This window comes from uncultured Thiodictyon sp. (genome assembly GCA_903837595.1).
GTDB lineage: Bacteria > Pseudomonadota > Gammaproteobacteria > Chromatiales > Chromatiaceae > Thiodictyon.
The window spans coordinates 1-22,137 of record CAILVI010000084.1 but is presented as its reverse complement, the minus strand read 5'-3'; the positions used below and the strand labels follow the sequence as shown (position 1 = coordinate 22,137).

The following is a 22,137-nucleotide window of genomic DNA, read 5'->3' as shown; positions in this document are numbered from 1 at the left end:
GTTCAATGATGTCCGGCGTGCATTTTGAATGGCTGCCCTTGGCTGACACCCCCGGCAGCGGTCGTTGCGCTCCTGCCGCAGGCACTGAGCCGGAAGACCGCCGGGCCGCGCCGTCAAGCCGGTAGTTCGCCGGACGCCTACCCTGCAACGCTGCAACGCTGTAACGCTGTAACGCGTGCTGTCCAGCGCCCTGGTGACTTACCTCAATGGCCGCGAATTGCAGCCGCCCATTGCCGTACCGGCCCCGGCCTAGCCGGAGTTCGGCCTCAGTGTGTACCTGTCCGCGGGCCGAAAACGGCGCACGACGGGCACCAACCATTCTTTCTGGGATAAGCAAGGCCGCGGGACGCTTACTCACCAGAGAAAGCCCGCAACTGTGCCGTGGGAGTGTTATCGGCAAAATCAGCTTATACCAATGAATCACTGAGCACTTGAACCACCTTGTCCTGCTGCTCGTTGCTGAGACCCACCCACATCGGAAGGCGAACAATTCTCTCCGACAGACGGTCCGTTAACTCAAGCTCTCCAAAAGCTCTTCCATATTTTCTGCCGGCAGGCGACGAGTGCAGCGGCACATAGTGAAATACCGGAAAGATCTCATTCCGTTTGAACTTTTCCAACAACGCTTGGCGATTAATCTCTGGCGCAAGTAACACATAGTACATGTGTGCGTTGTGTTGGCATTCCTCGGGCACGATTTGCCGGCGCAGTAGAGCTTTGGCTTCAAGCGGCTGCAGCAGGTCGTGATAACGTTTCCAGCTCACCAAACGCTTCTTAGTGATTCGATCCGCCTCCTCCAACTGCGCCCATAGGAAAGCCGCAATGATTTCTCCAGGAAGGAAAGATGACCCAACTTCCTGCCAGGTGTACTTGTCCACTTCGTCCCGGAAAAAGCGGCCGCGATCAGTTCCCTTCTCGCGAATAATTTCTGCGCGCAAAACCAATTCTGGATCGTTGACAAGTAAGGCGCCCCCTTCCCCAGAAACTACGTTCTTTGTCTCGTGGAAGCTATAAGCGCCAAGATCACCGATGGTGCCAAGTGGGCGGCCCTTGTAACTGGCCAACACACCCTGCGCGGCATCCTCAATTAACTTCAAATTATGCCGGCGTGCAATCTCGATGATCGCGTCCATCTCGCACGCGACACCTGCATAATGAACCGGCACGATTGCCTTGGTTCGCGGTGTGATGGCAGCCTCGATAAGCTGTTCATCGACATTAAGTGTATCCTCGCGGATGTCGACGAACACGGGCACCCCACCTCGTAATACAAACGCGTTTGCCGTGGAAACGAATGTGTAAGACGGCATTATGATCTCATCACCAGGCTGAATATCCAGCAGCAATGCAGACATTTCCAGCGCAGCGGTGCAAGAGTGGGTGAGCAGCGCCTTACCGCATCCAGTACGCGCCTCAAGCCAACCATGACAGCGCTTGGTGAAAGGGCCGTCGCCTGCCAGGCAGCCGTTAAAATGAGCTTTCGCGATGTAATATAGCTCCTTACCCGTCATGTGTGGCCAGTTAAATGGGATAGTCTTATCTTTCATGGCCCTTCCTGCGTTTCAGGCGCATCTGGCGAGTATGGCCGAGAGCATGGGCTGGAGCAGCTCCCGACCGTCCCGACGGACGTTTTGTATGAACTGAAAAGAATTCCAGATAGAGCAGCAATTCCTCCTGGGCGATCCCGCGATGAGGACGGCGCAAGGAGCGCAACAGTGACCGGAAGCCCTCCATGGTGTTGACATGGACCTCGTAGACGCCGTCGCCGTCCACATCACGGGCGTACTCGCCCAAGCGGTGGCACACCGTCTTATGACCATAATCTCATCCGGGATATCGGGCATAGATGTTGTTCCCGCCCGTGTAGACCTGTGTGCCCGCGGAGCAATGATAGCCAAAACAGCGGACGAATGGATTTTGCCGAAGATTCTCTAGCATCCGAATCACCACTTGAGCGCCGCGCTCAGTCGTGCCAAAGATTTTCCAGCGTCCCGCGGTCGCGAATCCCTTCAGCCGACGGCAGCGCCCCTCGCGCCCTTTTCTTACGGCACCAGGATGGCCTTTATGATCGGTCGTACACCTCGCGACACTCAACCTCGCCCGACAAAACGGCCGTCGATTGGCTGGCGACGATTCCTGTGCGCAGTTGCTCGGTCATTCGCTGCACGTCATCCTCGGCCAGACCCAGCGCGTGGTCAATCTGGCGGTTTGAGAGCCATCAGGTACAGACAGCCGATCCAGGCCATCAATGATTGATTCAGACCGGTAAAGATCGCCTCAGTCAAGTCGTCGAAGTCGTGCCCACAGCTCCCGCAACGACCTTTCCGGCGCGCTGGCTGAGTGGGGTCTCGTCCATCCTTGCTCATCTGCGACGACTGGCAGGGTGGGCGCGCCAAGCTACGCAGGACTTCGCAACACTTGACGCCGTCCAGTACCCTGTAAGGGCGATCATCAACCTAACTGCGCGACCTGCAAATCGACGTGGCGGTTGGCGGCGAGAAGCCTACAGTTGCTATATTGCAAAAACTTAGTAGCTACCCGAAACGCAAGAAGAACCGCCTCGTTTACTGTTCCGCAAAAACGTAATACTTGAAAAGAAAAAAAAGAAAACCGGAAACCAAAAAAATCGTAAATAACTGCACTAACTCATGCGGAAAGCCCAGCAAATCGTGCAGGACGAAGAGTGCTGCAAGGTTCGTGACGTACCCGAAAACATGAGAAACAACATAACGAAACACTCCGTCAGAAGACCTTTCAGTATCAGCGAACGTATAACGTGCGTGACCGAAATAGGCAACGAAGACCGCGACCGGATAAAGGATGCTGACCGCTGTTTTCGGTCCCACTCCGAGCCAAGTTACACCAATATAAACCAAATAGCCGGCTAAATTGCTGAGAACCCCGACAACGCCGTAACGTATGAGCTGGACAGTCATATTGCCTCCCGCTTACCACAAGTCGCAACAGCGGCTGCCGGCATCCGGCCGGAAGGTGAACTAAACACCTGCCTCAAGGGCTTTGTGTCCGGTCAAATTGCTGTATTCTTGTGCCATCATAAAGTCCCTCATAGAATCGTCTTTCAAAGCCGTTTCTTTTCATCGCAGAGGCGATGCCGTCAATATCATAATCCACCCGGCAGAGAGAAACAACGCTGGCTGAATCTATTACCGCGAAGGCTGCGCCAGGATTGCCGTCACGAGGTTGGCCGACGGAGCCCGGATTCACGTAGGTAAGAGGAGCTTTCCTCTCGATTTTTTGAATATGAGTATGACCAGAAGCGAAAACTTGCGCCCCACATGTCGAAAACCTTAAAAAATCAAAAGCATTCACATACTCATCGAGAGGGTCATTCCAGCCACCGTGTACGAACCAGCAATGGCGAGTCCGATATTCCCGAATCGACTCCCGGAGCCACCTAAGATTCTCCGGAGAAATGACTCTTCTCTGAAAATTTATGCACATGTTCACCGTGGTCGAGCGCGGACATTCGCCGCCGAAAGCAAGGTAATGATCGTGATTGCCTAGAATATTGACAACGCTTCTTTTTCGGCAAAGGTCGATGCACTCGTTAATCATGCAGTAATAGCCCGCAACATCTCCCAGCGATACAATAAGATCGCAATTTTCCTCCCGAATCCTACCGAGGACCGCCAGCAGCGCGGGATAATTGCCGTGAATGTCAGAGATCAATGCCATCTTCATAGATTATCCAGTCCGCAATGAAGCGAACGGCACTCCCTGACCTTAGGAATGGCATTGAAATTTGGCCCTTTTCGAGATAGTAGCGAATGCACATCTCGGCTTCGTTATAGCCGAAAGCTGCACGAATCGACGTCGAGGACGATATCCGCGGATTGATCTCCAAGAGCAAGTATTTGCCGTGATGGCGCCGAAACTGAAAATTGGTCGGCCCGACGGCTCGCAAGAGATCGGCTAGGCGGCCTATCGTTTCACACAACTCTGGAATCTCCTCGACTACGGCTCTTGCAGTCGCGCCCTCGCCGCTTAACCTTCGCCGCAGAACGAAAGGCTCCAAGGCTTCCTCCTCGCCCCGCCCGAAAATGGCGGCGGTATACTCATGACCGTCATCTCCGACAAGTTCCTGCGCCAGGAAATTTCCACCCGCCTTGACCTTCCAATAATTGAAGTCCTGCTCATCGTGAATCTTGAAAACGCCTTTCGATGCATAGGAATGACGTAACTTTAGAATGAATGGAAGACCTAGTTCCAGTGAAAGAGCAGCGAAGGACCCACCGACCCGGGTAGGAATGGCTTCGACGCCGTACTGACTCAGAAATAAATGCGTTTTCAGCTTGTCCCTGGACACGTCGACAACGCTCCTAGTATTCAGCACAAGCTTATGAAAATAGTCGGGTAACAAGTCACGCGAATCGGACATCTGGTACAGTTCCTGTTCCGTCCCGAAAAAAACCAAGTCAATATGATAACGCTTGATGACGTCGACAAGAAAATCAAGATATTCGGACGAGCCTGCGCGCTTCGCCTGGACAAAACGATCGCAGAAATGCTGACCGACGGCGTCAGAGTAGATATCCATGCCGACAATGTTAAGTTTCCGGCCAGTCAGCTTCAGCGAGTTTACGATGCCGTAACCGATAATCGCCCCGACGCCGCTAACCAGGATGTTCAGGCGAGCCATTTACTCGTCAGCCACATTCGTCAAAGCCTGCAAGGAAAGTACGTCAACATCGAGAGGATAGTCAACGGACGCGGGAAATGGCATCATATCGTTTGGAAATACGACTTCGACGAGCAAGGGCCCAGGAGTGCGCAGAATGTGATCAAGACTGTTGACGTCGCTTTGTTCATTGATTCGAAAGAACTTCAGGTCAAAAGCCTGGGCAATCTTATTCATATCGCCAGCAAGATAACCTTCGACCGTGCCGAAATGCCGACCGTCGAGTGCCGCCCGTTGATGATTGCGTACCATACCGAGGCAATGATTGTTCAGGATCACGATTTTCACATCAAGCCTCTCCCTGGCGATGGTTTGCAGTTCCGGGAGGCTCATCATAAATCCGCCGTCCCCAGCTATGCAAAGAGTCTGTCTTTCGGGCCTGGCCAGTCGGCCGCCGATGCACGCCGGCAAGGCATATCCCATTGAGCCCAGCCCACCTGAGAAATACAGCTGCTTTCCGTTCGTAAGGACGCCGAACTGGGCGGTGTACATCTGGTGCAAACCAACGTCAACATAAACCTGAGCGTTAGGAGCAAGCAGGCCGAAAAGCTCTGCAAGGAAGGAGGACGGCGACAATTCGTCGGTGGTCGTACGCACAGGGTATTTGCTCTGCAGCTGCCGCAGAGCCTTCTGCCACTCCGCCAGTGAGAGTGGGGCTACGGAATCGAGGTGGCGTAAGAAATCGGCAACCGGTCTGCGCACGGGAAAGTAGCGTTCCGAAGCGAAAAGCAGTTCGGACTGATCGATATCGACGTGGATAATCGCTTTGTTATCACTAAAGCCCTTCGAAAACCCGATCTGACGCTCGTCCATCCGTGAACCCAGAACAATCAGACAATCCGACGCTGCCAGCGCAACATTGGCGTGCCGGTGCCCGTAATCACCGATGAAGCCGACGTAGGACGGATGATCATGGGAAATGGCACTTAAACCACAAAGCGATGCCACCGCAGGCAGCGGATTGCGTTCCAGAAATGCGGTCAGAACGCATCGCGTTTCGGTACTGGCGCAGCCTCCCCCCAGAAGGAGCAGAGGTCGGCGACTGCTTGACAAGAGATCGAGGATCTCTTGGGAGATCGGCTCAGAATGCGGGGCTGCTGCCGGATCTGGCGCAACGAAGCCCCGCTGCGTCGATGGGTCGATTTCCGTGCGCTGTATCCAGTGCGGGATGGAGAGTAGAGCCGGTCCGCGACGGGCGTTCGTGGCTTCGAATACAGCGCGTTCAAGGCAATAACGTACATCTTCCGGCGAACTCACCAACTCGACGTATTTGGTGATAGGGCGTACGATCGAAACGATATCGGTGCTTTGAAAGCCATCCTGGCGCAAGGGAAGTGTATTCTTATGATAACGGCGGCTAAGGTCTCCGCAGATGAACAAGTTCGGAATGGAATCGCAGTAAGCATTCGCAATGCCGGTGACCAGATTCAAGGCACCGGGACCGCTTGATGCAACTGCGACGCCTAGAGTTCCGCAAGCTTGAGCATAGCCGTTCGCCGCAAAGGATGCGCCTTGCTCGTGGTATGTCTGTACGTAGCGAAGTCCAGCATGTGTCGAGACGGCATCGACCAGGTATGTTATGTTCGCACCCTGATAGCCGAACACGTGAAAAACTCCCAGTCTGAAAAGCTCTTCGGCTATATATTTGGAAACCGTCATGCGGCCTCGGTGCATTGCAAGGGCAGCCACTATGCGTCCATAACCGCTAGTCCGAAGCCCGTGCGTGCGTAATCGTTTCCGCAGTAAATCATATAATACGTTCCGTTCAGCTTGAAGACCTTCGGATAACAGACCATCTCCGAATCCCATCCGCTCGCGGAGACGGTAATGCCGACCTCCGTGTCCTTCCGCCGGAACATCTTCCCATCGATCGACTCTGCGTATCCGATGCGATACTTTGAGCCGCGATAGGAATACCACATCTTGTAAACGCCGTGGTGCATCATGACGAACGGAGTTGTCAGGACATGGTCAGTAGGCAGGTTCTCGACGGCAGGTGCGTCCGCACGGTGCCATACTAGGCCGTCCTGGGATTCAGCATAGGCGATATGACAAGCCACATTGGGCTTGCCCTCATTTATGATCCACGGCAAACCCTGGGTAAAGTACATGCGATAAACATCACCGACGCGAATGACGCAGGGAGTGGCGCAAAGTCCGGGAAATCTGGCTGCGCGATCGAGTATCGGACCCGGGAAAAGGCGCGTTAAATGTACGTCTTTGTCGTCGCTCCCTGCCTCGGCGACGCCGATTGAATTACGGAACGGAACGGTGACGCCGAGATTCCAGCCATAGTAATAGAAGCGGCGCTTACCGCCTACTTTTACCAGTGACGTGATGTTGGCTCCACTGTCGTCAAAGTTGCCGATATCACCCTTGCCCATAATTGGCTCGTGGTGATTATAGATTATTGTGAATCTTTCACCGACAAGCTCCGCATCAAGAAATGTAGGGAATCCGTAGTTTCGCGAGTCGCGATGCGTGTAGTAAACGCGGATTCTGCCCGTGCCTTCATCAAGGCAATCGACTTCAGGGAACATCGCGTGCGTATAACGACCGTCCTTGGCTGGACAGTAGACGTTGCCAAGCTTTCGCCAGATCATGATAGTTCCCTTTTCTTTGCGACAAGAAGCCAGAGATCCTGTTTTAGACCGTAATAGTCGTCCGACGTATAGCCGATGGAAATCTCCAGAAAGCTCTTTGAAAAATAGTCGGTGATGTTCGAGCGCGCCTGAAAGACCTTAAAAACATAGCCATTTCGCAGTCCCAGCGGATCGTTCGTTATTCGAAAGTGAGAGTCCGCCAGCGTTTCCGCGCCGATTAGAATGTAAGAATCCGGGTGAACCATGCTGAAAACTATATGCCCGCCGGGTTTCAAGACCCTCTGGATTTCGCGCATATTATCTTCAAAAGTCGTTCCGGAATCTACGTAGTAAACACTGGCCGACGCAACAACATAATCAAAAAGCTGATCCTTGAACGGCAGGGAGCTATTGCGCCCCATGCGGATATCAGCTTTGATTCCAAATTTCTCCATTCGTAGCGTCACTGCCTCACATATTTCTTGTGTAATTTCCGTCCCGTAGATATTCATCCCGAGATTCGCAAGCAATCCCATATTGCGACCATCGCCGCAGCCCAGGTCCAGGACGTTCTTGCTTTCGTAATCATGCTTTATTTTGAGGTTTGGGCAGTTCTGCGAGAGAAATGTCCTAACCAGGAACTCGGAGGGGTAAAAGTGGACCCCGAGTCTCTTCAACCAGAATGCGGTGTAGTGAGATTCCAAGCTGTTCATATCTAACCACCATTTGAAATTGGTTGCCAGAAAACGCTAACGCCGTTATGAGCCCGGTCGTCCATAGATGGCCCTGATGATCGACAAGGGCCTTTGTTTTGTCTCGACGAATATCTTCGCAAGATAGATTCCGATAATTCCGATAAACGAAATTATCAGCCCCCCAAGAACCCAGATGGAGACCATGACCGAAGTCCAGCCATCGACTACCCTGTCCAGCGCAAGTCGTTCAAAAATCATGTAGCTGGCATAAACAAGCGCACCCAGAAAAACGGATATACCGACATAAAAGATAAGCCTCAGGGGCCTGTCGCTGAAGGACGTGACGGCATTGACCGCGTGTTCAATCTTCTTCGATACGCTGTAAGACGTTTCGCTGCGCGAGTGCTTCTTGATGATCCTTTCGCACTGCTTGAATCCAGCGATTACCCACAAGCAGGACATCACCAGTTGGCGTTCCCGATAGAGTAACAGGGCGGCCACATAACGGGCGGTCATCAGGCGCGCGGTCACCACGTTTCGCGGATGATCGATGTTGCACAGCCAGTTGAATACGGAATAATAGATGTGGCCTGACCAGCGTTCGAACGGCCCACCTTTTCTTTGCCCTTGCCTGCCATAGATCACGTCGGCGTTTTCGGCAGCCATAGCCTCGGAGAATTCCAGCAGCCACTCAGGCTCCTCTTCCAGATCGCTGTCGATCAGGAAAACCAGATCGCCTCGTGCATGCTCGATCCCAGCCATCATCGCCTGATGATGACCGAAATTGCGTGAAAGGTCGATCACGACCGCATGCTTGTCAGTGCTGGTTAGTTCCACCGCCAGCTCGAGGCTATTGTCGGGAGAACCATCATTGACCAGGATGATCTCGTAATCGTCGCCAACCAGCGTTTTGGCGCACGCACTCGCCCGGCGATGGAATTCACTAACGTAGGCGGCAGATCGGTAGAGCGTCGAGACTATTGAAAGCTTCATGAAATAACGTATCTCATATATCCTCGCGCTTCCGGTCCGCAATTGAAGAGGAGATCAAGGATCGTGACTCCATGGGTGAACTCTCCCCACAGTTGCGGGTACTCTGGGTATCCTAGGTAGTCGAACCAAGTCAGCTTGAGTCCCAGATTACGGAAAACCGGTTCATCGACGTAATTCCTTGCTGCCGGACCGGAAACGTATTCCGTGCCACCTGCTTGGGCGCACAGATCGGCTAGGCGCTCGGTTTTTCCATCAAGCAGTGTGTAGTCCCACGAATTGGTGATTGTGGTCTTGATTCCCAGGTATTCACACACAGCCTCTATCAGGCGGCGATTCAGTGTGGAGATGTGGTCAAATGATTCACGCAGATAAATTGGCTCAAGCCAAGTTGCAATCTCAGTAAAATAGGGCGCTCGGCGGTAGCTCTGCACTATGGTTTTCCAATGTGTTGCGGCCCACTCTGTCCCGTCAATCTCGGTTTCGCGAATCTTCTGGTGGTACTTCCCCTTAACCACAACGGGGACTGTTAGCCACCGCACCCCGTGAGGCGTCTTGATTTGGTTTCGATTGCGCCAATCACGTCTGGTGTATTGCATATCGTCGTAGAGAATGAACTCGTCCACGGCGGCGATCATGTCAAAGTATCCCTTCCAGGGAATGTAGTTGGACTGCAGTATCGCGACCTTTTTCATTGCTCGAAGCTTCGTGCTTTGTAGATTTGATAGGCGGGATTTGGCGCGCTCCGCACGGGCTCAAAGTTATCCAGAATATACTGGTGTATTAGGGGGTGAGTATTTCTGAAACGTAACTCATCGCGCCCATCCAAGGGCATATCAAAAACAAAAGCAAAACCACGTTTGCCTGCTTTGATTCTTTCAATTTTTTTTCCTTCAAATGCTTTTGCTCGTGGGACTAGTGCATAAACGTCCCACATTGGCGAGCGTCGCTCCAACAAAGGATAGGCGCCAGGCCAAAACGGCGTTGCGATAAAGCTCTTGCCATCCGATGCATATTGTTCAGCTAAGTCGCGTAGCGGCGCGATCTCGTTTGCCATTACAGCATCGATCTGGAGGCGGTCGCCTGCGATTTCTACATTGACACACCGCCCGCTGTCTGCGCATTTCCAGCCATCATGCCAGTCGGCACTGGTTCAGCTTGGTTATCAATTGCCAAATATATGAAATATAAGTATAATATCTTACGCGGATGGCGTCCTTTAAAGAATATATTACAAGTCGCTCATGATCCAGCAATTGATGTGCCCTTACTGCAACTCAGAAAAACATGATCACTACAATAGTTATGAAACGCTTAACAATGGGAGCAGGTTTTTTTATCAATGCGATGCTTGTCTACGGATTTTTCCAGAGACGAAGGGTACCTTTCTGGCTGGGCTTAGGACAGCGATCAGCTTGATCATTGCTGTGCTTAAGTCGCGCAGCGAAGGGATGGGTTTGAACGCTGCCTGCCGGGTCTTTGAGATCGCAAAGAATACACTATTGAACTGGGAGCGTCGGTTTGCAGATGCGAAAGAGACATTGGCAATCTATGTATTGACGCACACCTTCCTTTTCCAAGTGATTGAAGGCGACGAGCTTTACACGAAAATTGGAGAGAATCTGCCAGTTGAACAATGTGAAGGCTGGACGATTGTGCTAATGGATCGGGCCACTCGACTTATCTGGGCAGCGGAATGCGGGAAGAAAGATAGAAATTTATTTTTGTCTGCAATACAGTCGCTTAGAGATGCGATTGGTTGCACTGACAATGTCACGCGAATGACCGACGGCGCGCGACGCTACGGCAATATTCCATTTGAGGTTAGTCACGAGGTGGTTCGCAATGGGCAGCGTGGACGTCCTCGAAAAGTTCTTCTAAGAGGGATAAAGGTCAGACCAAAAAAATAAAGGTGACCAAGCGAATGAGTCAGGGCGTATGCGTCCAAAGTACGAAGCCCCGCGCCGTGAGCATCCCGCAACGTGCCAAGATATCGATCAAGCAGAAATCCATGCGAACCATTTGGAAGCAACCAATGCATCAATTCGGCGCCGCAATTCTGCTTATCGACGCAAGACCAATACCTGCGCCAAGAGTAAAACAGGACTGCAAAGAACAGTAGACTCCGGCCCATGTGCGCCGAATAGGCTCCGCCAGTTTCTTTCTGCCGGCCCATACTCAGTATATGAACCCGGTGGGCGCACTGTCATGCTCGCTGCGTGGCACCGTGTGTCTCGGTAGGTGGCATTATATCTGACCGGCTACGGGGTTGAAAGGTGAACGACACGAGTGTGCTGCACTGGCCTTGGTCGTACATCCGGCCATAACCAGCAGAAAAAAGGGGCGGAGATAGCCGTAAGCTTTTGTATATTATCAGCAGTACATGTGCTGTGATCTAGCGCAGGGTGACCGGATTTGCGATCAAGGCCCGCTGCCCGGTGACTTGCAACTGCGCGTCCTCCGGCGGGTCGCTGTCTACCGTGTTGATCAGGTCCAGGGTGGTGACGCCCATACCGAAGATACGCTGCGCGCTTTGATGCGCGGTCACGGTTCGCGCGCGACCCGGAATCCGAGATTGTTCAACCGGGACTCGGGCGCGAAGCGTGTCCTGGCTTTGGTCTTGATCGAGGGCGCTGGCTTGTTGTAGGCGCCGCCGCGGGCGACCCGGTAGGCGCAGTCGCGCGCCGCGCGCGCGCGGCCATCGGTCGGGGCGCCGTCGTAGCTTGGCGCGTAACAGTCGGCGACCCATTCCAGGACGTTGCCGGCGGTGTCGTAAAGTCCGAAGTCATTGGGTGCGAAGCGCCCGATTGGGGCGGTGGACTGATTGTCCCACTGGCTGCCGCAGTCGAAACAGTTGGCGCGCCCGCGCTCAATCACAAACCCCCAGGGATAGACGCCGGGCGTGTTGGCCTGGGCGGCGTATTCCCACTCGGCCTCGCTCGGGAGGCGGTAACGCTTGCCGGTCTGGCGGGTCAACCAGTCGGTGTAGGCTTGGGCGTCGGACCAGGAGACTCCGACCACCGGGTGCTCGCCCCGTCCCCAGCCGAAGTCATCGGGGAGGCTTCGAGCGGTGGCGCGCGCGAAGCGGTCATACTCTTGGAACGTGACCTCATAGGCACCGATCAGGACCGGGGGCAGCTGGACCTCGTGCTCAGGTCCGTTGTCGCCGCCGCCGAGATTGTTCCTACCCATCAGGAAGTTGCCGCCGCGGAGTTGGACGATGGTCGGCCCCAGACCGCCGTCTCGCAGCCGGTCATTGAGCTTCAATAGGTGTTCGGTGGGGGAGGGGGTCGACGTCGGCGGCAGCGGCAGCGGCATGACCGGGGCCGGGGATGGCGGTGGAACCTCGGTTGCCGGTTGCTTGGGCGGTGCGACTGCCACCGTGGGTGAGGGTGGGGCCGGCGTCTGCTTCCCGCCGATCCGGCCCCAGAAGACCACCAGGATGAGGGCGATCATGGCCGCGACGGCGATCAGGCCGCCGGAGACGCGGATCACCCGGGGTACCGGCCTGGTCGATGTCTGGCGCCCCACTGGCTGGAGTGGCCGCTCCTCGGGGGCTTCACGCGGGTCGCCCGGCCCGCTGGCATCCATCGATTGCTCCTGGACCTCCGCCAGCTGGTGCTTGAGTCGGGCGACCTCATTGCGCGCCGCCGTGAGCGCGTTATCCCGACGCTGCGCCTCCTGCTTGAGGTTGTCGACCTCCTGGTGCCGGTCCTCCAGGTCGTCTTCCAGCCGGCGGCATTCCTGGGTAATCCGGTCGAGGACCTTTTCCTTGGTACCTAGTGAGAGCTTCAGGGTGGCAAGGTCTTGTTGCAAGGCCAGCCGCTCGGTGGCGGAGGGCACGTCGCGAACCGCGGCGAACTCGCGCTCCGCGAGCTTGCGATTCAGCCGGCTGATCTCCCGCTCGGCCTGCTGACGCATCTGTTCGAGCGTAGCGCGCAACTCGTCGGCGTTGTCAGGGCGGTTGGGGTCGTTGAGGATCAGTGGGGCGGCCATCGGTATATCTGAGGTTGCTCGTCGGCGGCGCCGCGGGTCTCGCGTCGCTCAATCATAGATCGCGTCGCCGTGGTTGCCGATTGATGGTCGTGGCCTGCGTCATGGTCAGATGCCGGGGCGGTGCGGGACCGGGCTTCAGGACAGGAGTCCGCCGAATGGAATATAAATCACCGGGTCGCCGCGCGCGACGGTTTGCCCCGCCGGGATCTCCACCAGACCATCCGCCCAGGCGGCGGAGGAGAGTACGCCGGGCGAGCGTGATGCGTAGACGACGGCCTCCCACTCGCCATCCGTGCCGCGCGTGAGCCGTGCCCGCTGAAACTCCCGGCGCCGGTCCGGGCGGGGCACGTCGAAGTCCGCGCGGACCTTGAGGGCGGGTGGCTCCAAGTCCCCCGTCACCCCCTGCATCCGCAACACCAGGGGGCGGGCAAACACGAGGAAGGTGACGAACAGCGAGACCGGGTTGCCCGGGGTGCCGAGGAAGGGCGTGCCGTGGACGTGACCGAAGGCCAGCGGCTTGCCTGGACGGATGGCGACGTTCCACAGGTCCAGGGTGCCGAGCCGTTCGATGGCCGGCTTCACATGATCCTCCTCCCCCACCGAGACCCCACCGCTGCCGAGGATGAGGTCCGCGCCGGCCGCCGCCCGGGCCAGGGCGGCCATGGTCGCCTCCAGGCTGTCCGGGACCTGCCCGAGATCGCTGACCTCGCAGCCCAGTCCCACGAGCAGGCCCTTCAGGGTGAAGCGGTTGGAGTTGTAGATCTGCCCCGGGCCCAGGGGCTCCCCCGGCATTACCAACTCATCGCCGCTGGCGAACATGGTGACCCGCAGCCGCCGGTAGACGCTCAGTTGCGTCGCGCCCACGGAGGCCGCGAGCCCCAGGTGCTGGGGGCGCAGCCGCGTCCCCGGGGCGATGACCTCGGTACCGACACAGATGTCTTCGCCGGTGCGCCGGATATTGGCGCCGCGGGTCGGGTGGCCCGGGACCTCAACCCAGTCGGCGTCGCGCGTGCAATACTCCTGGATGACCACCGCATCCGCACCGGTGGGGATGGGCGCGCCGGTGAAGATGCGCGCGGCCGTTCTCGGCTCCAGGGGTTGGCCGAGCGTACCGGCCGGGATGCGCTGGGTGACCCGCAGGCGCGCCGGTCCTGCCGCCAGATCGGCGCACCGCACGGCATAGCCGTCCATGGCGCTGTTGTCCCAGCCCGGCACGGCGATGGCGCTGGTGAGCGCACGGGCGAGAACCCGGCCGAGCCCTTGGTCGGTGGGGATGGTCTCGACCTCGTCGAGCGGGCGCACGGCCGCGAGTAGCTGCGCCAGGGCCGCCTCCTTGCTGAGCGGGGGGGGGGCGAGTGAGTCCGGGCAGCCGGATTGCTCGGTGGCCACGCTAGCCCCTCGTTGTTGCCCCGGTGTCATCTCAGCGTTCCAGCAGGCGTGGGATCAGCTGGGCGAAATTGCAGGGGCGGGTGCGAGCGTCGAGTTGGGCGGCGAGGATCTGCTCCCAGGCGGTCCGGCAGGCCCCGGTGGACCCCGGCAGGCAGAAGATGAAGGTGGCGTTGGCGACCCCCGCCAGGGCGCGGGACTGGACGGTGGAGGTGCCGATTTCCGCGAACGAAACCTGGCGGAACAGCTCCCCGAACCCCTCGATCTGTTTGTCGAGCAGGGGTACGAGCGCCTCCGGGGTGCTGTCACGGCCGGTGAGTCCGGTGCCGCCGGTACACAACACCACCTGCACCTGCGGGTCTGCGATCCAGCGTGAGAAAACCGCCCGCAACTGGTAGACGTCGTCGCGTACGATCGCCTTGGCGACCACCCGATGTCCGGCCTCCTCGGCCTTGGCCGTGAGCAGTTGGCCGGAGTTGTCCTGCGCCTCGGCGCGGCTATCGGAGACCGTCAGGATGGCGATGGCAAGCGGCACGAAGCCCTGATCAGTGAAATGTTCCTTCATCGGTGTTTGGTCTCTTATGAAAAGCTCTATAACCACCTTGGAATCAGGATCAACCCCCAAGTCACCCAGGCGAGCGTCATGCTCATGAAGACCGCGGCGGAGGCGATGTCCTTGGCGCGGGCGGACAATTCGTGGCGCTCCAGGCCGACGCGGTCCACGCTGGCTTCGATGGCGGAGTTCAGCAATTCGACCACCAGCACCATCAACAGGCAGCCGATCAGCAGGGCGCGTTCCACCGGGGTCTCGCCCAGCCAGAGTCCGAGCGGGGCGAGGAACAGCAGCAGGAACAACTCCTGGCGAAAGGCCTCCTCGGCCTGGAAGCACGCCTTGAAGCCCTGCATAGAATAGCCCAGCGCGTAGATGACGCGCCCCCAGCCCCGGTCGTTGTGGCCGGCCATGGATTAGGCCGGGGCGCCATCAGGTCGCCACGCCAGGTCCAACTGACGCGCCGCGCGCACGTCGTCGAGTCGCCGTACCGGCATGGTGTGGGGGGCGCCCGTCACCAGGTCCGGGTTGGTCCGGGCCTCCTCACGAATCGCCACCAGCGCGGCGACGAAGCCGTCCAGCTCTTCCTTGGTCTCGGTCTCCGTGGGCTCGATCAGCAGGCACTCCGGCACCAGTGAGGGAAAATAGGTGGTGGGGGCGTGGTAGCCATAGTCGAGCAGGCGCTTAGCGAAGTCCATAGCATTGACGTGGAAGGCCTTGGCCTCCTGCTTGATGCTGATGATGAACTCGTGGCTGGCGCGGCGCTGCGGGTACGCGGCCTCAAAACCGGCCTCCCGCAGCCTGGCCATGAGGTAATTGGCGTTCAGGGTGGAGAATTCCGAGACCCGCTTCATCCCCTCGCGCCCCAGCATCCGCGCATAGACATAGGCGCGCAGCAGGATGCCCATGTTGCCGCCGAAGGCGGTGAGCCGGCCGATGGATTGGGGGCGGTTCGCCTCGCTGAGCCAGCGGTACGCAGTACCGTCCCGGGCGACCAGGGGCACCGGCAGGAAGGGTTCCAAGCGTTGGGAGACGCCCACCGGACCGGCACCGGGACCGCCGCCGCCATGGGGGGTGGAGAAGGTCTTGTGCAGGTTCATGTGGATGACGTCGAAGCCCATGTCGCCGGGCCGGACCTTGCTCAGGATGGCGTTGAGGTTGGCACCGTCATAATAGAGTAGCCCGCCGGCCTCATGCACGATGCGGGCGATCTCCTGAATATTGCGGTCGAAGACCCCGACGGTGCTCGGGTTGGTGAGCATGATGCCGGCGGTCTGGGAACCCACGGCCGCCCGCAGCGCCTCCAGGTTCACGTCCCCGTCTGGACCGGTCGGGATTTCCCGGGCCACGAATCCGCACATGACGGCGGAGGCCGGATTGGTGCCGTGGGCGGCGTCCGGTACCAGGATCTCGGTGCGTGCCGTGTCACCGCGGGCCTGGTGATAGGCGCGGATCATCGCCACGCCGGCAAACTCGCCCTGGGCCCCGGCGGAGGGGGCCAGGGACACGGCTTGCATCCCCGTGACCTCCTTGAGCATCTCCTGAAGCTCGTAGAGACAGGCGAGGAATCCCTGACCCTGGTGGTCCGGGGCCTCGGGGTGACGCGCCAGGAAGCCCGGCAACGAGGCGAGCGTGTGGCAGGCCCGCGGGTTGTACTTCATGGTACAGGAGCCCAGCGGGTAGAAATGGGTGTCGATGGAGAAGTTCTTCTGCGACAGCCGGGTGTAGTGACGCACCACCTGGAGCTCCGACACCTCCGGCAGCAAGGCCCGCGTGGTACGCCGCTGCGCCGCGGGAATGTCGGCGCAGTCCGCCAGCTGGAGCGGGGCCTGGGCGGTGGCGCGACGGCCGGGTTGGGATTGTTCGTGGATCAGCATGGCGGCTCGTGTCAATGCGGGTCAGGAATGGCTGCGACTGCGGGCACAGAATGCGATGCCCGCGGTCGCTATTTCCTTAAGCGGTGTTCAGAGTGCGGCCAGCGCCGCGTCGTAATCCGGTTCCTGGGAGATCTCCGGGACCAGTTGCGCATAGACCACCTGGTCCTGCGCATCCAGTACGATTACGGCACGGGCGGTGATGCCGGCGAGCGGTCCGTCGGTGATCAGCACGCCGTAGTCCTGGGCGAAGCTGGGCGAGCGCATCGTGGACAGGCTCACCACGTTCTCGATGCCCTCGGCGCCGCAGAAGCGGCCCATCGCAAAGGGCAGGTCGGCGGAGATGACCAGCGCGACCGCGTCGGTCTTGCCGGCCATCGCCTCGTTGAACTTCTTGGTGGAGGTGGCGCACACCGGGGTGTCCAGGCTCGGGACGATGTTCAAGAGCTTCTTCTTGCCGGCGAAGTCGGCCAGCGTCTTGTCGCTCAGATCCTTGGCGACCAAAGTGAAATCGGGGGCCGGGTGGCCGACGGTGGGCAGGTCGCCATACAGACTGACGGGGTTACCTTGCAGAGCGGTCGTGGCCATTTTTTCTCTCTCCAGTGGGTGGGTCGGATTAGGCGGTAGGTCGGGTTAGGCGCGCAGTACGATGCTGAAGCCCGGCATTGGCCTGAGCGCGCCGTAACCCGATGCGCGGTGGCTCTTAATCTCTTTCTTGGTTCAGGCCAGCCAGGCTTTGTCGTTCAACCCGGCACCGTCTGGCTCGCAATGATCTCAGCCAGCTTCGCCGCGTAGTGCTCCATCTCTTCCGCGGTGCGCAGCTCCGTGGCACACACCAGCAGTGCCGGGTCCAGTTCCGGGTAGTCCAGCCCCAGATCGAAGCCGCCCAGGATAGTATCAGCGGCAAGGGACCTTAGCACGTCGGCGGTCGGGGCCGGCAGGTGCAGGGCCTGCTCGTGGAAGCAGGGTCGATCAAACAGCGGTTCCACCCCCGCTGTCTTGCATAGCAGGGCGGTGAGCTGCCGGGTATTGGCGTGCGAGGCGGCCGCCACCCGCTCCAGTCCTTCGGCGCCCAGGATCGCCATGTGGATGGTGGCCGCGGTGGCCAGCAGGCCCTGATTGGTGCAGATATTGGAGGTCGCCTTGCCGCGGCGGATGTGCTGCTCGCGCGCCTGGAGCGTGAGGGTGAAGCCGGGCTTGCCGTCGAGATCCAGGGTGCGCCCGATGATGCGCCCCGGCATCTGCCGAACCAGGTCCTTCTTGCAGCACAAAAAGCCCGCATAGGGACCACCGGAGGAGAGCGGGATGCCCAACGGCTGGACCTCGCCGCAGGCGATGTCCGCACCCGCCGTCCCCCACTCGCCCGGTGGCTTGAGCAGGGCGAGTGCGATGGGGTTGACCACGCCGATGACCAGCGCGCCTTGGGCGTGGGCCGCGTCGGTCAGTTCATCCGCGTCCTCGATCACCCCGAAAAAGTTCGGCTGGTTGATCACGACGGCCGCGAAGCCCTCAGCGCCAGCCAGGCTGTCCAGGGTCGCGGCGGGGGTGTGCCCGCCGCGGCGGTCGAAGGGTGCCTCGACGACCTCGATCCCCTGCGGTTCCACGATCCCGCGCAGCACCCGTCGGTAGGCCGGGTGCAGCGCGCGCGGTACCAGCACCCGGCTGGACTTGGCCTTGCGGTTGGCGCGCACCGCCATCAGCACCGCCTCCGCCAGGGCCGAGGCCCCGTCATAGAGCGAGGCGTTCGAGACATCGAGCGCGGTCAGCGCCGTCATCATCGACTGGAACTCGTAGAGCAGTTGCAGCGTGCCCTGGCTCGCCTCGGCCTGGTAGGGGGTGTAGGCGGTATAGAACTCACCGCGTGAGGCGATCTGCCACACCACCGCCGGGATGTGGTGATCATAGGCGCCGGCGCCGATGAAGCACACCGGCTCACCATCGGCACGGGCGCGCACCTGCATCAGCCGCGCAATGTCCATCTCCGCCATGCCGGTGGGGATGGCGGCGAGCTCGCCGATGCGCAGTGCGGCCGGGATCTCGTCGAACAGGTCGTCGATGGCAGCGACGCCGATGACGCCGAGCATGGCGGCGATATCCGCCGGCGTGTGGGGTACGAAGGGCATGTCGGGCTCAAGCCTCCGCGTCGACCACGGCCTGATAGCCGGCCGCGTCCAGCAGCCCGCTCACGGCGTCGGGATCGGCGAGGCGCAGCGAGAAGATCCAGCCCTCGCCATAGGCGTCCTGGTTGATCGCCTCCGGGGTGTCGGCGAGGACCGGGTTGGCCTCAACCACCTCCCCGCTCAGGGGGGCGTAGATGTCGGAGGCGGCCTTCACCGATTCGACCACGGCGCAGCCCTCGTCGGCCTCGACCTCAGTTCCGGCCTCCGGGGTCTCGACGAAGACGATGTCACCCAGGGCCTCCTGGGCATGGTCGGTGATGCCGACGGTGACGGTGCCGTCGCCGTTGTCCCTGACCCACTCGTGGGTCTTGGTGTATCGGAGGTCTGCTGGGACTGCGCTCATGGTTCTCTCCCGGTGGGGCCGGCGGTGCGGCCGATCGCTATGTTTAAGTTGCAATGGCAGCGCCCGGGCGGGCGATACCTGATGATCTCGATCGAACGCTCAACAATCCAGCATGGCCTTGCCGTTGCGCACAAAGGTGGTCTTGACCACCCGCGCCGCGACCGGCTTGCCGCGGATGTCCACCGCGCAGGTGTCGCCGATGCCGGGTGCCACGCGGGCGAATGCAATGGAGCGCTCCAGGGACGGGGCGAAGCCGCCGGACGTGATCTCACCCACCTCGCGGCCGTCGACCAGCACCTTCTGATGTCCGCGCAACACGCCGCGCCCGGTCAGGAGTAGGCCGACGAAGACCCGGTGGGCCGGGTTGTCGCGCACGGCGGTTAGGGCCGCGCGGCCGACGAAGGCGCGGTCCGCCGGCTCCCAGCCGATGGTCCAGCCGAGTCCGGACTCCAGCGGGCCGACCCCCTCGTCCATGTCCTGGCCGTAGAGGTTCATGCCGGCCTCCAGCCGCAGGGTGTCCCGGGCGCCCAGGCCGCACGGCTGCACGCCGGCGGCGATCAGCCCCTGCCAGAGCCCGGGGGCCTCCGCGGCCGGGAGCATGACCTCGAAACCGTCCTCACCGGTATAGCCGGTACGGCCGACGAACCAACGCTCGCCGTCGGCGGCGAAGAAGGGCTTGAGTGCAGCCGCGGCCTCACGGCAGTCGGCGGGCAGCAGCGGGGCGGTGAGCGCCACGGCCTGCGGTCCCTGGATGGCGATCATGGCGAGATCCCGGCGGCGGTCGATCTGCACGTCAAAGCCCGTGGCACGTGCCTGCATCCAGTCCAGGTCCTTATCCGCGGTGCCGGCATTGACGACGATGCGGTAGCGATTGGGGCCGCGGTAATAGACGATCAGGTCGTCCACCACCCCGCCCTCGTCGTTCAACATGCAGGAATACAGCGCCTTACCCGGGACCTTGAGCTTGGCCACGTCATTGGCGATCAGGGTGCGCAGAAAATCGCGGGCGCCGGGACCCGAGACGTCCACCGGCTGCATGTGCGAGACGTCGAAGACGCCGGCGTGCCGGCGTACCGCGTGATGCTCCTCCAACTGGGAGCCATAGTGCAGCGGCATGTCCCAGCCGCCGAAGGGGACGATGCGGGCGCCCAGGCGCTCGTGCTCCGCAAACAGGGGGGTACGCAATCCCATTCGACTCTCCTCGTTCCGGCCGGGTTGGTGCCGGCAGTGGTCCAAACAATAGGGGGCTGACGGCGTGCTGCTGACGGCAGCGCGCCCCGACATCGCCCCTCTGTCCTGGACCTGAGAGTTTGCGGGCCAGGCGCGTGGCCTGGCCGGCTGCCCCGTCGGTGGGTTGCGGTCTGCAAGGCAGACGCCAACCACTCTCCAGAGTCGGTCTTAAGCCCCGTGGTCCCTGATGCCTGAGCGATTCCGGGCGGTGTTGCGCCTTCGGCGCCGGCCAGACGGCCGGTCTCTCCCACGGGGCATGACGCGAAGCGCGACTATACGAGTGCCCCGGGCGGATTTCCAGTCTGGCCGGGCATTCAGGCGCCGGTGGCGTTGTTGGTGGCCCGCTCCAGGCGCTTGAACGCGATTCCGCCGCAGTCGGCGCAGGGCGGGATCCGCCCGGTCTTGACAAAGTGGGTCTTGGCCCCGCAGCGGTCGCACACGAGCGTCCCCGGCCCCGTGATCTCGCCGGCCTGATAGAGGGTCAGCCGGCGGGCCGTCTCCGCAAACTGGGCCAGCTGCAGGCTGGTCTGGTCCGCGACCAGGCTGAACATGTCCAGCATCCGCTGTTCGATCAGTTGCAGGTCGAAGCGCCACCAGTCGTGGATGTCCTGGCCGGTCTCGGCGATGTAGGTGGCCGCGTCCTCCACGTCCCGGCGCAGGTAGTCCGAGACCTTGTTGGCCTCCTCGCGGCTCAGTTCGCCCAGTTCCACCATGTTGTCCCGGGCCTTTTCCAGTAGTTCCCGGAAACGCGGCGTCGTCTCCTCAGTGGCGGTCGCCAGGGTCTCGCGGGTGCGCTTGAGGAGTTCCTCATAGGCATCCACCAGTTTGTCGGCTGGTGTCTCGCCTGCTTGGTTCTTGTCCGGATCGGTCATCGGGTGGCTCCGTCTGGCGGGTGAATCGGTCGCGGCGCCCCCGTGGGCGCACTCCTGGTCAAGTGTGCCTGAACCCATGGATTTGGCAACCGGCAAAGGGCGGGTGGAAACGTCCGCGCCGGCCCTGGAGTTGGCGCCGGCGAAGAATCCGGCCGCCCGGCGGGCGCTGCGCGCTTGGCCCCAGTCAAAGCCCCAACGGGGCGATACATACCAGCCCAGGGCGAAGCCCTGGGTGTTCGTTGGTTCCTCGTCCAGCCCTGAAGGGGCGTGACATAATCGCCAGGCGGATGCGTTGCTTGGGCGATGGTGTCGCCAAATGTCACGCCCCTTCAGGGCTGGACGACATATCCTCCAATACCCAGGGCGTTGCCCTGGGCTGGTATGTCATGCCCCTTCGGGGCGCTGCTCGGCCCACGTGATTGCGGCTCAACGAAGCCCCTCCTCGGATGAGGATGGCACCATACCTGCCGTGGTCCGCCGTATCCTCAAAACTTGGAATTATTGGGGCCGAGGCGGCGGGCTTGTCTGTTATGGCCATCTGATGTATATGCTATGGACACTCAGTCTCCATGATTTCACCAGGCTATGCACATCAACCTATCCCCGGAGATGGAGCAGTATCTTCAAGTCAAGGTCGGTACCGGCTATTACAGCAATGCGTCGGAAGTCGTCCGCGACGCCATCCGTCGTATGCGCGACGAAGACGAGAAATTGGCCGTGTTGCGGTCCGCGGTGGCGGT

Annotated in this window: 24 protein-coding genes and 1 riboswitch; of the genes, 2 read left to right on the top strand and 22 right to left on the bottom strand. The window is 59.9% G+C overall.

All coding sequences use genetic code 11. The annotated features are described in order from the left end of the window. Window positions 1–407: 407 nt before the first annotated feature. From rffA to QZY44_RS04715, 11 genes are all read right to left on the bottom strand, one after another. Entirely contained in the window at window positions 408–1,547 is a 1,140-nt protein-coding gene (gene rffA, locus QZY44_RS04765; protein ID WP_295442960.1) for a dTDP-4-amino-4,6-dideoxygalactose transaminase, read from the bottom strand. Then, a complete protein-coding gene (locus QZY44_RS04760) occupies window positions 1,537–1,794 on the bottom strand; it encodes a hypothetical protein (protein WP_295442958.1) in 258 nt (85 codons plus the stop codon). The genes rffA and QZY44_RS04760 overlap by 11 nt, the downstream gene beginning before the upstream one ends. 770 nt (window positions 1,795–2,564) lie before the next feature. Continuing rightward, entirely contained in the window at window positions 2,565–2,936 is a 372-nt protein-coding gene (locus QZY44_RS04755) for a GtrA family protein (RefSeq protein WP_295442955.1), read from the bottom strand. A gap of 73 nt (window positions 2,937–3,009) precedes the next feature. Continuing rightward, window positions 3,010–3,702: a metallophosphoesterase family protein gene (locus QZY44_RS04750; protein ID WP_295442953.1), complete on the bottom strand. Its 693-nt coding sequence runs from the start codon at window positions 3,700–3,702 to the stop codon at window positions 3,010–3,012. After that, window positions 3,680–4,660, bottom strand: coding sequence for an ATP-grasp domain-containing protein (locus tag QZY44_RS04745; protein WP_295442950.1), 981 nt, complete (start codon window positions 4,658–4,660; stop codon window positions 3,680–3,682). The genes QZY44_RS04750 and QZY44_RS04745 overlap by 23 nt, the downstream gene beginning before the upstream one ends. Continuing rightward, window positions 4,661–6,358 (bottom strand): thiamine pyrophosphate-binding protein, encoded by a 1,698-nt coding sequence (locus QZY44_RS04740; RefSeq protein WP_295442947.1) that lies wholly within the window; start codon window positions 6,356–6,358, stop codon window positions 4,661–4,663. A gap of 29 nt (window positions 6,359–6,387) precedes the next feature. After that, window positions 6,388–7,302: a hypothetical protein gene (locus QZY44_RS04735; protein WP_295442944.1), complete on the bottom strand. Its 915-nt coding sequence runs from the start codon at window positions 7,300–7,302 to the stop codon at window positions 6,388–6,390. Further along, on the bottom strand, window positions 7,299–7,994 hold the full coding sequence (locus QZY44_RS04730; RefSeq protein WP_295442941.1) for a class I SAM-dependent methyltransferase: 696 nt from the start codon (window positions 7,992–7,994) through the stop codon (window positions 7,299–7,301). The genes QZY44_RS04735 and QZY44_RS04730 overlap by 4 nt, the downstream gene beginning before the upstream one ends. A gap of 45 nt (window positions 7,995–8,039) precedes the next feature. Beyond that, window positions 8,040–8,969, bottom strand: a complete 930-nt coding sequence (locus tag QZY44_RS04725; RefSeq protein WP_295442939.1) for a glycosyltransferase family 2 protein — start codon at window positions 8,967–8,969, stop codon at window positions 8,040–8,042. Beyond that, on the bottom strand, window positions 8,966–9,661 hold the full coding sequence (locus QZY44_RS04720; protein WP_295442936.1) for a WbqC family protein: 696 nt from the start codon (window positions 9,659–9,661) through the stop codon (window positions 8,966–8,968). The genes QZY44_RS04725 and QZY44_RS04720 overlap by 4 nt, the downstream gene beginning before the upstream one ends. Continuing rightward, the gene (locus QZY44_RS04715; RefSeq protein ID WP_295442932.1) at window positions 9,658–10,023 is read right to left on the bottom strand and encodes a hypothetical protein; all 366 of its coding nucleotides are present in this window, start codon (window positions 10,021–10,023) and stop codon (window positions 9,658–9,660) included. The genes QZY44_RS04720 and QZY44_RS04715 overlap by 4 nt, the downstream gene beginning before the upstream one ends. A gap of 187 nt (window positions 10,024–10,210) precedes the next feature. Between QZY44_RS04715 and QZY44_RS04710 the strand changes: the two genes are divergently transcribed. Then, complete coding sequence (locus QZY44_RS04710; RefSeq protein ID WP_295442929.1) at window positions 10,211–10,876, top strand: hypothetical protein; 666 nt, start codon at window positions 10,211–10,213, stop codon at window positions 10,874–10,876. Window positions 10,877–11,361: 485 nt separating this feature from the next. On the opposite strand, the gene QZY44_RS04705 is transcribed toward QZY44_RS04710, so the two are convergent. The 11 genes from QZY44_RS04705 to QZY44_RS04655 form a co-directional block, all read right to left on the bottom strand. Next, window positions 11,362–11,514: a hypothetical protein gene (locus tag QZY44_RS04705; RefSeq protein WP_295442926.1), complete on the bottom strand. Its 153-nt coding sequence runs from the start codon at window positions 11,512–11,514 to the stop codon at window positions 11,362–11,364. Beyond that, window positions 11,511–12,962, bottom strand: a complete 1,452-nt coding sequence (locus tag QZY44_RS04700) for an SUMF1/EgtB/PvdO family nonheme iron enzyme (protein ID WP_295442923.1) — start codon at window positions 12,960–12,962, stop codon at window positions 11,511–11,513. Before QZY44_RS04700 ends, QZY44_RS04705 begins: the two co-directional genes overlap by 4 nt. A gap of 135 nt (window positions 12,963–13,097) precedes the next feature. Beyond that, window positions 13,098–14,351 (bottom strand): gephyrin-like molybdotransferase Glp, encoded by a 1,254-nt coding sequence (gene glp / locus QZY44_RS04695; RefSeq protein WP_295442921.1) that lies wholly within the window; start codon window positions 14,349–14,351, stop codon window positions 13,098–13,100. A gap of 31 nt (window positions 14,352–14,382) precedes the next feature. Further along, the gene (moaB, locus tag QZY44_RS04690) at window positions 14,383–14,913 is read right to left on the bottom strand and encodes a molybdenum cofactor biosynthesis protein B (protein WP_295442920.1); all 531 of its coding nucleotides are present in this window, start codon (window positions 14,911–14,913) and stop codon (window positions 14,383–14,385) included. Window positions 14,914–14,939: 26 nt separating this feature from the next. Further along, window positions 14,940–15,311 carry a diacylglycerol kinase gene (locus tag QZY44_RS04685; protein ID WP_295442917.1) on the bottom strand — a complete coding sequence of 124 codons (372 nt, stop codon included), beginning with the start codon at window positions 15,309–15,311 and terminating at the stop codon, window positions 14,940–14,942. A gap of 3 nt (window positions 15,312–15,314) precedes the next feature. Beyond that, window positions 15,315–16,775: an aminomethyl-transferring glycine dehydrogenase subunit GcvPB gene (gene gcvPB, locus QZY44_RS04680; RefSeq protein WP_295442914.1), complete on the bottom strand. Its 1,461-nt coding sequence runs from the start codon at window positions 16,773–16,775 to the stop codon at window positions 15,315–15,317. 87 nt (window positions 16,776–16,862) lie between these two features. Continuing rightward, the gene (gene tpx, locus QZY44_RS04675) at window positions 16,863–17,360 is read right to left on the bottom strand and encodes a thiol peroxidase (RefSeq protein ID WP_295442911.1); all 498 of its coding nucleotides are present in this window, start codon (window positions 17,358–17,360) and stop codon (window positions 16,863–16,865) included. Window positions 17,361–17,515: 155 nt separating this feature from the next. Then, entirely contained in the window at window positions 17,516–18,895 is a 1,380-nt protein-coding gene (gene gcvPA / locus QZY44_RS04670; RefSeq protein ID WP_295442908.1) for an aminomethyl-transferring glycine dehydrogenase subunit GcvPA, read from the bottom strand. Window positions 18,896–18,902: 7 nt separating this feature from the next. Next, complete coding sequence (gcvH, locus tag QZY44_RS04665) at window positions 18,903–19,295, bottom strand: glycine cleavage system protein GcvH (protein WP_295442906.1); 393 nt, start codon at window positions 19,293–19,295, stop codon at window positions 18,903–18,905. 99 nt (window positions 19,296–19,394) lie between these two features. Continuing rightward, complete coding sequence (gene gcvT / locus QZY44_RS04660) at window positions 19,395–20,486, bottom strand: glycine cleavage system aminomethyltransferase GcvT (protein WP_295442904.1); 1,092 nt, start codon at window positions 20,484–20,486, stop codon at window positions 19,395–19,397. 207 nt (window positions 20,487–20,693) lie between these two features. After that, a riboswitch (glycine riboswitch) is annotated at window positions 20,694–20,785 on the bottom strand. Between the two features lie 54 nt (window positions 20,786–20,839). After that, window positions 20,840–21,397 (bottom strand): zinc ribbon-containing protein, encoded by a 558-nt coding sequence (locus tag QZY44_RS04655; protein ID WP_295442901.1) that lies wholly within the window; start codon window positions 21,395–21,397, stop codon window positions 20,840–20,842. A 585-nt stretch (window positions 21,398–21,982) separates the two neighbouring features. Between QZY44_RS04655 and QZY44_RS35620 the strand changes: the two genes are divergently transcribed. Further along, window positions 21,983–22,137: type II toxin-antitoxin system ParD family antitoxin (locus QZY44_RS35620; protein WP_365303318.1), on the top strand; the 155-nt coding region annotated here is incomplete at its 3' end.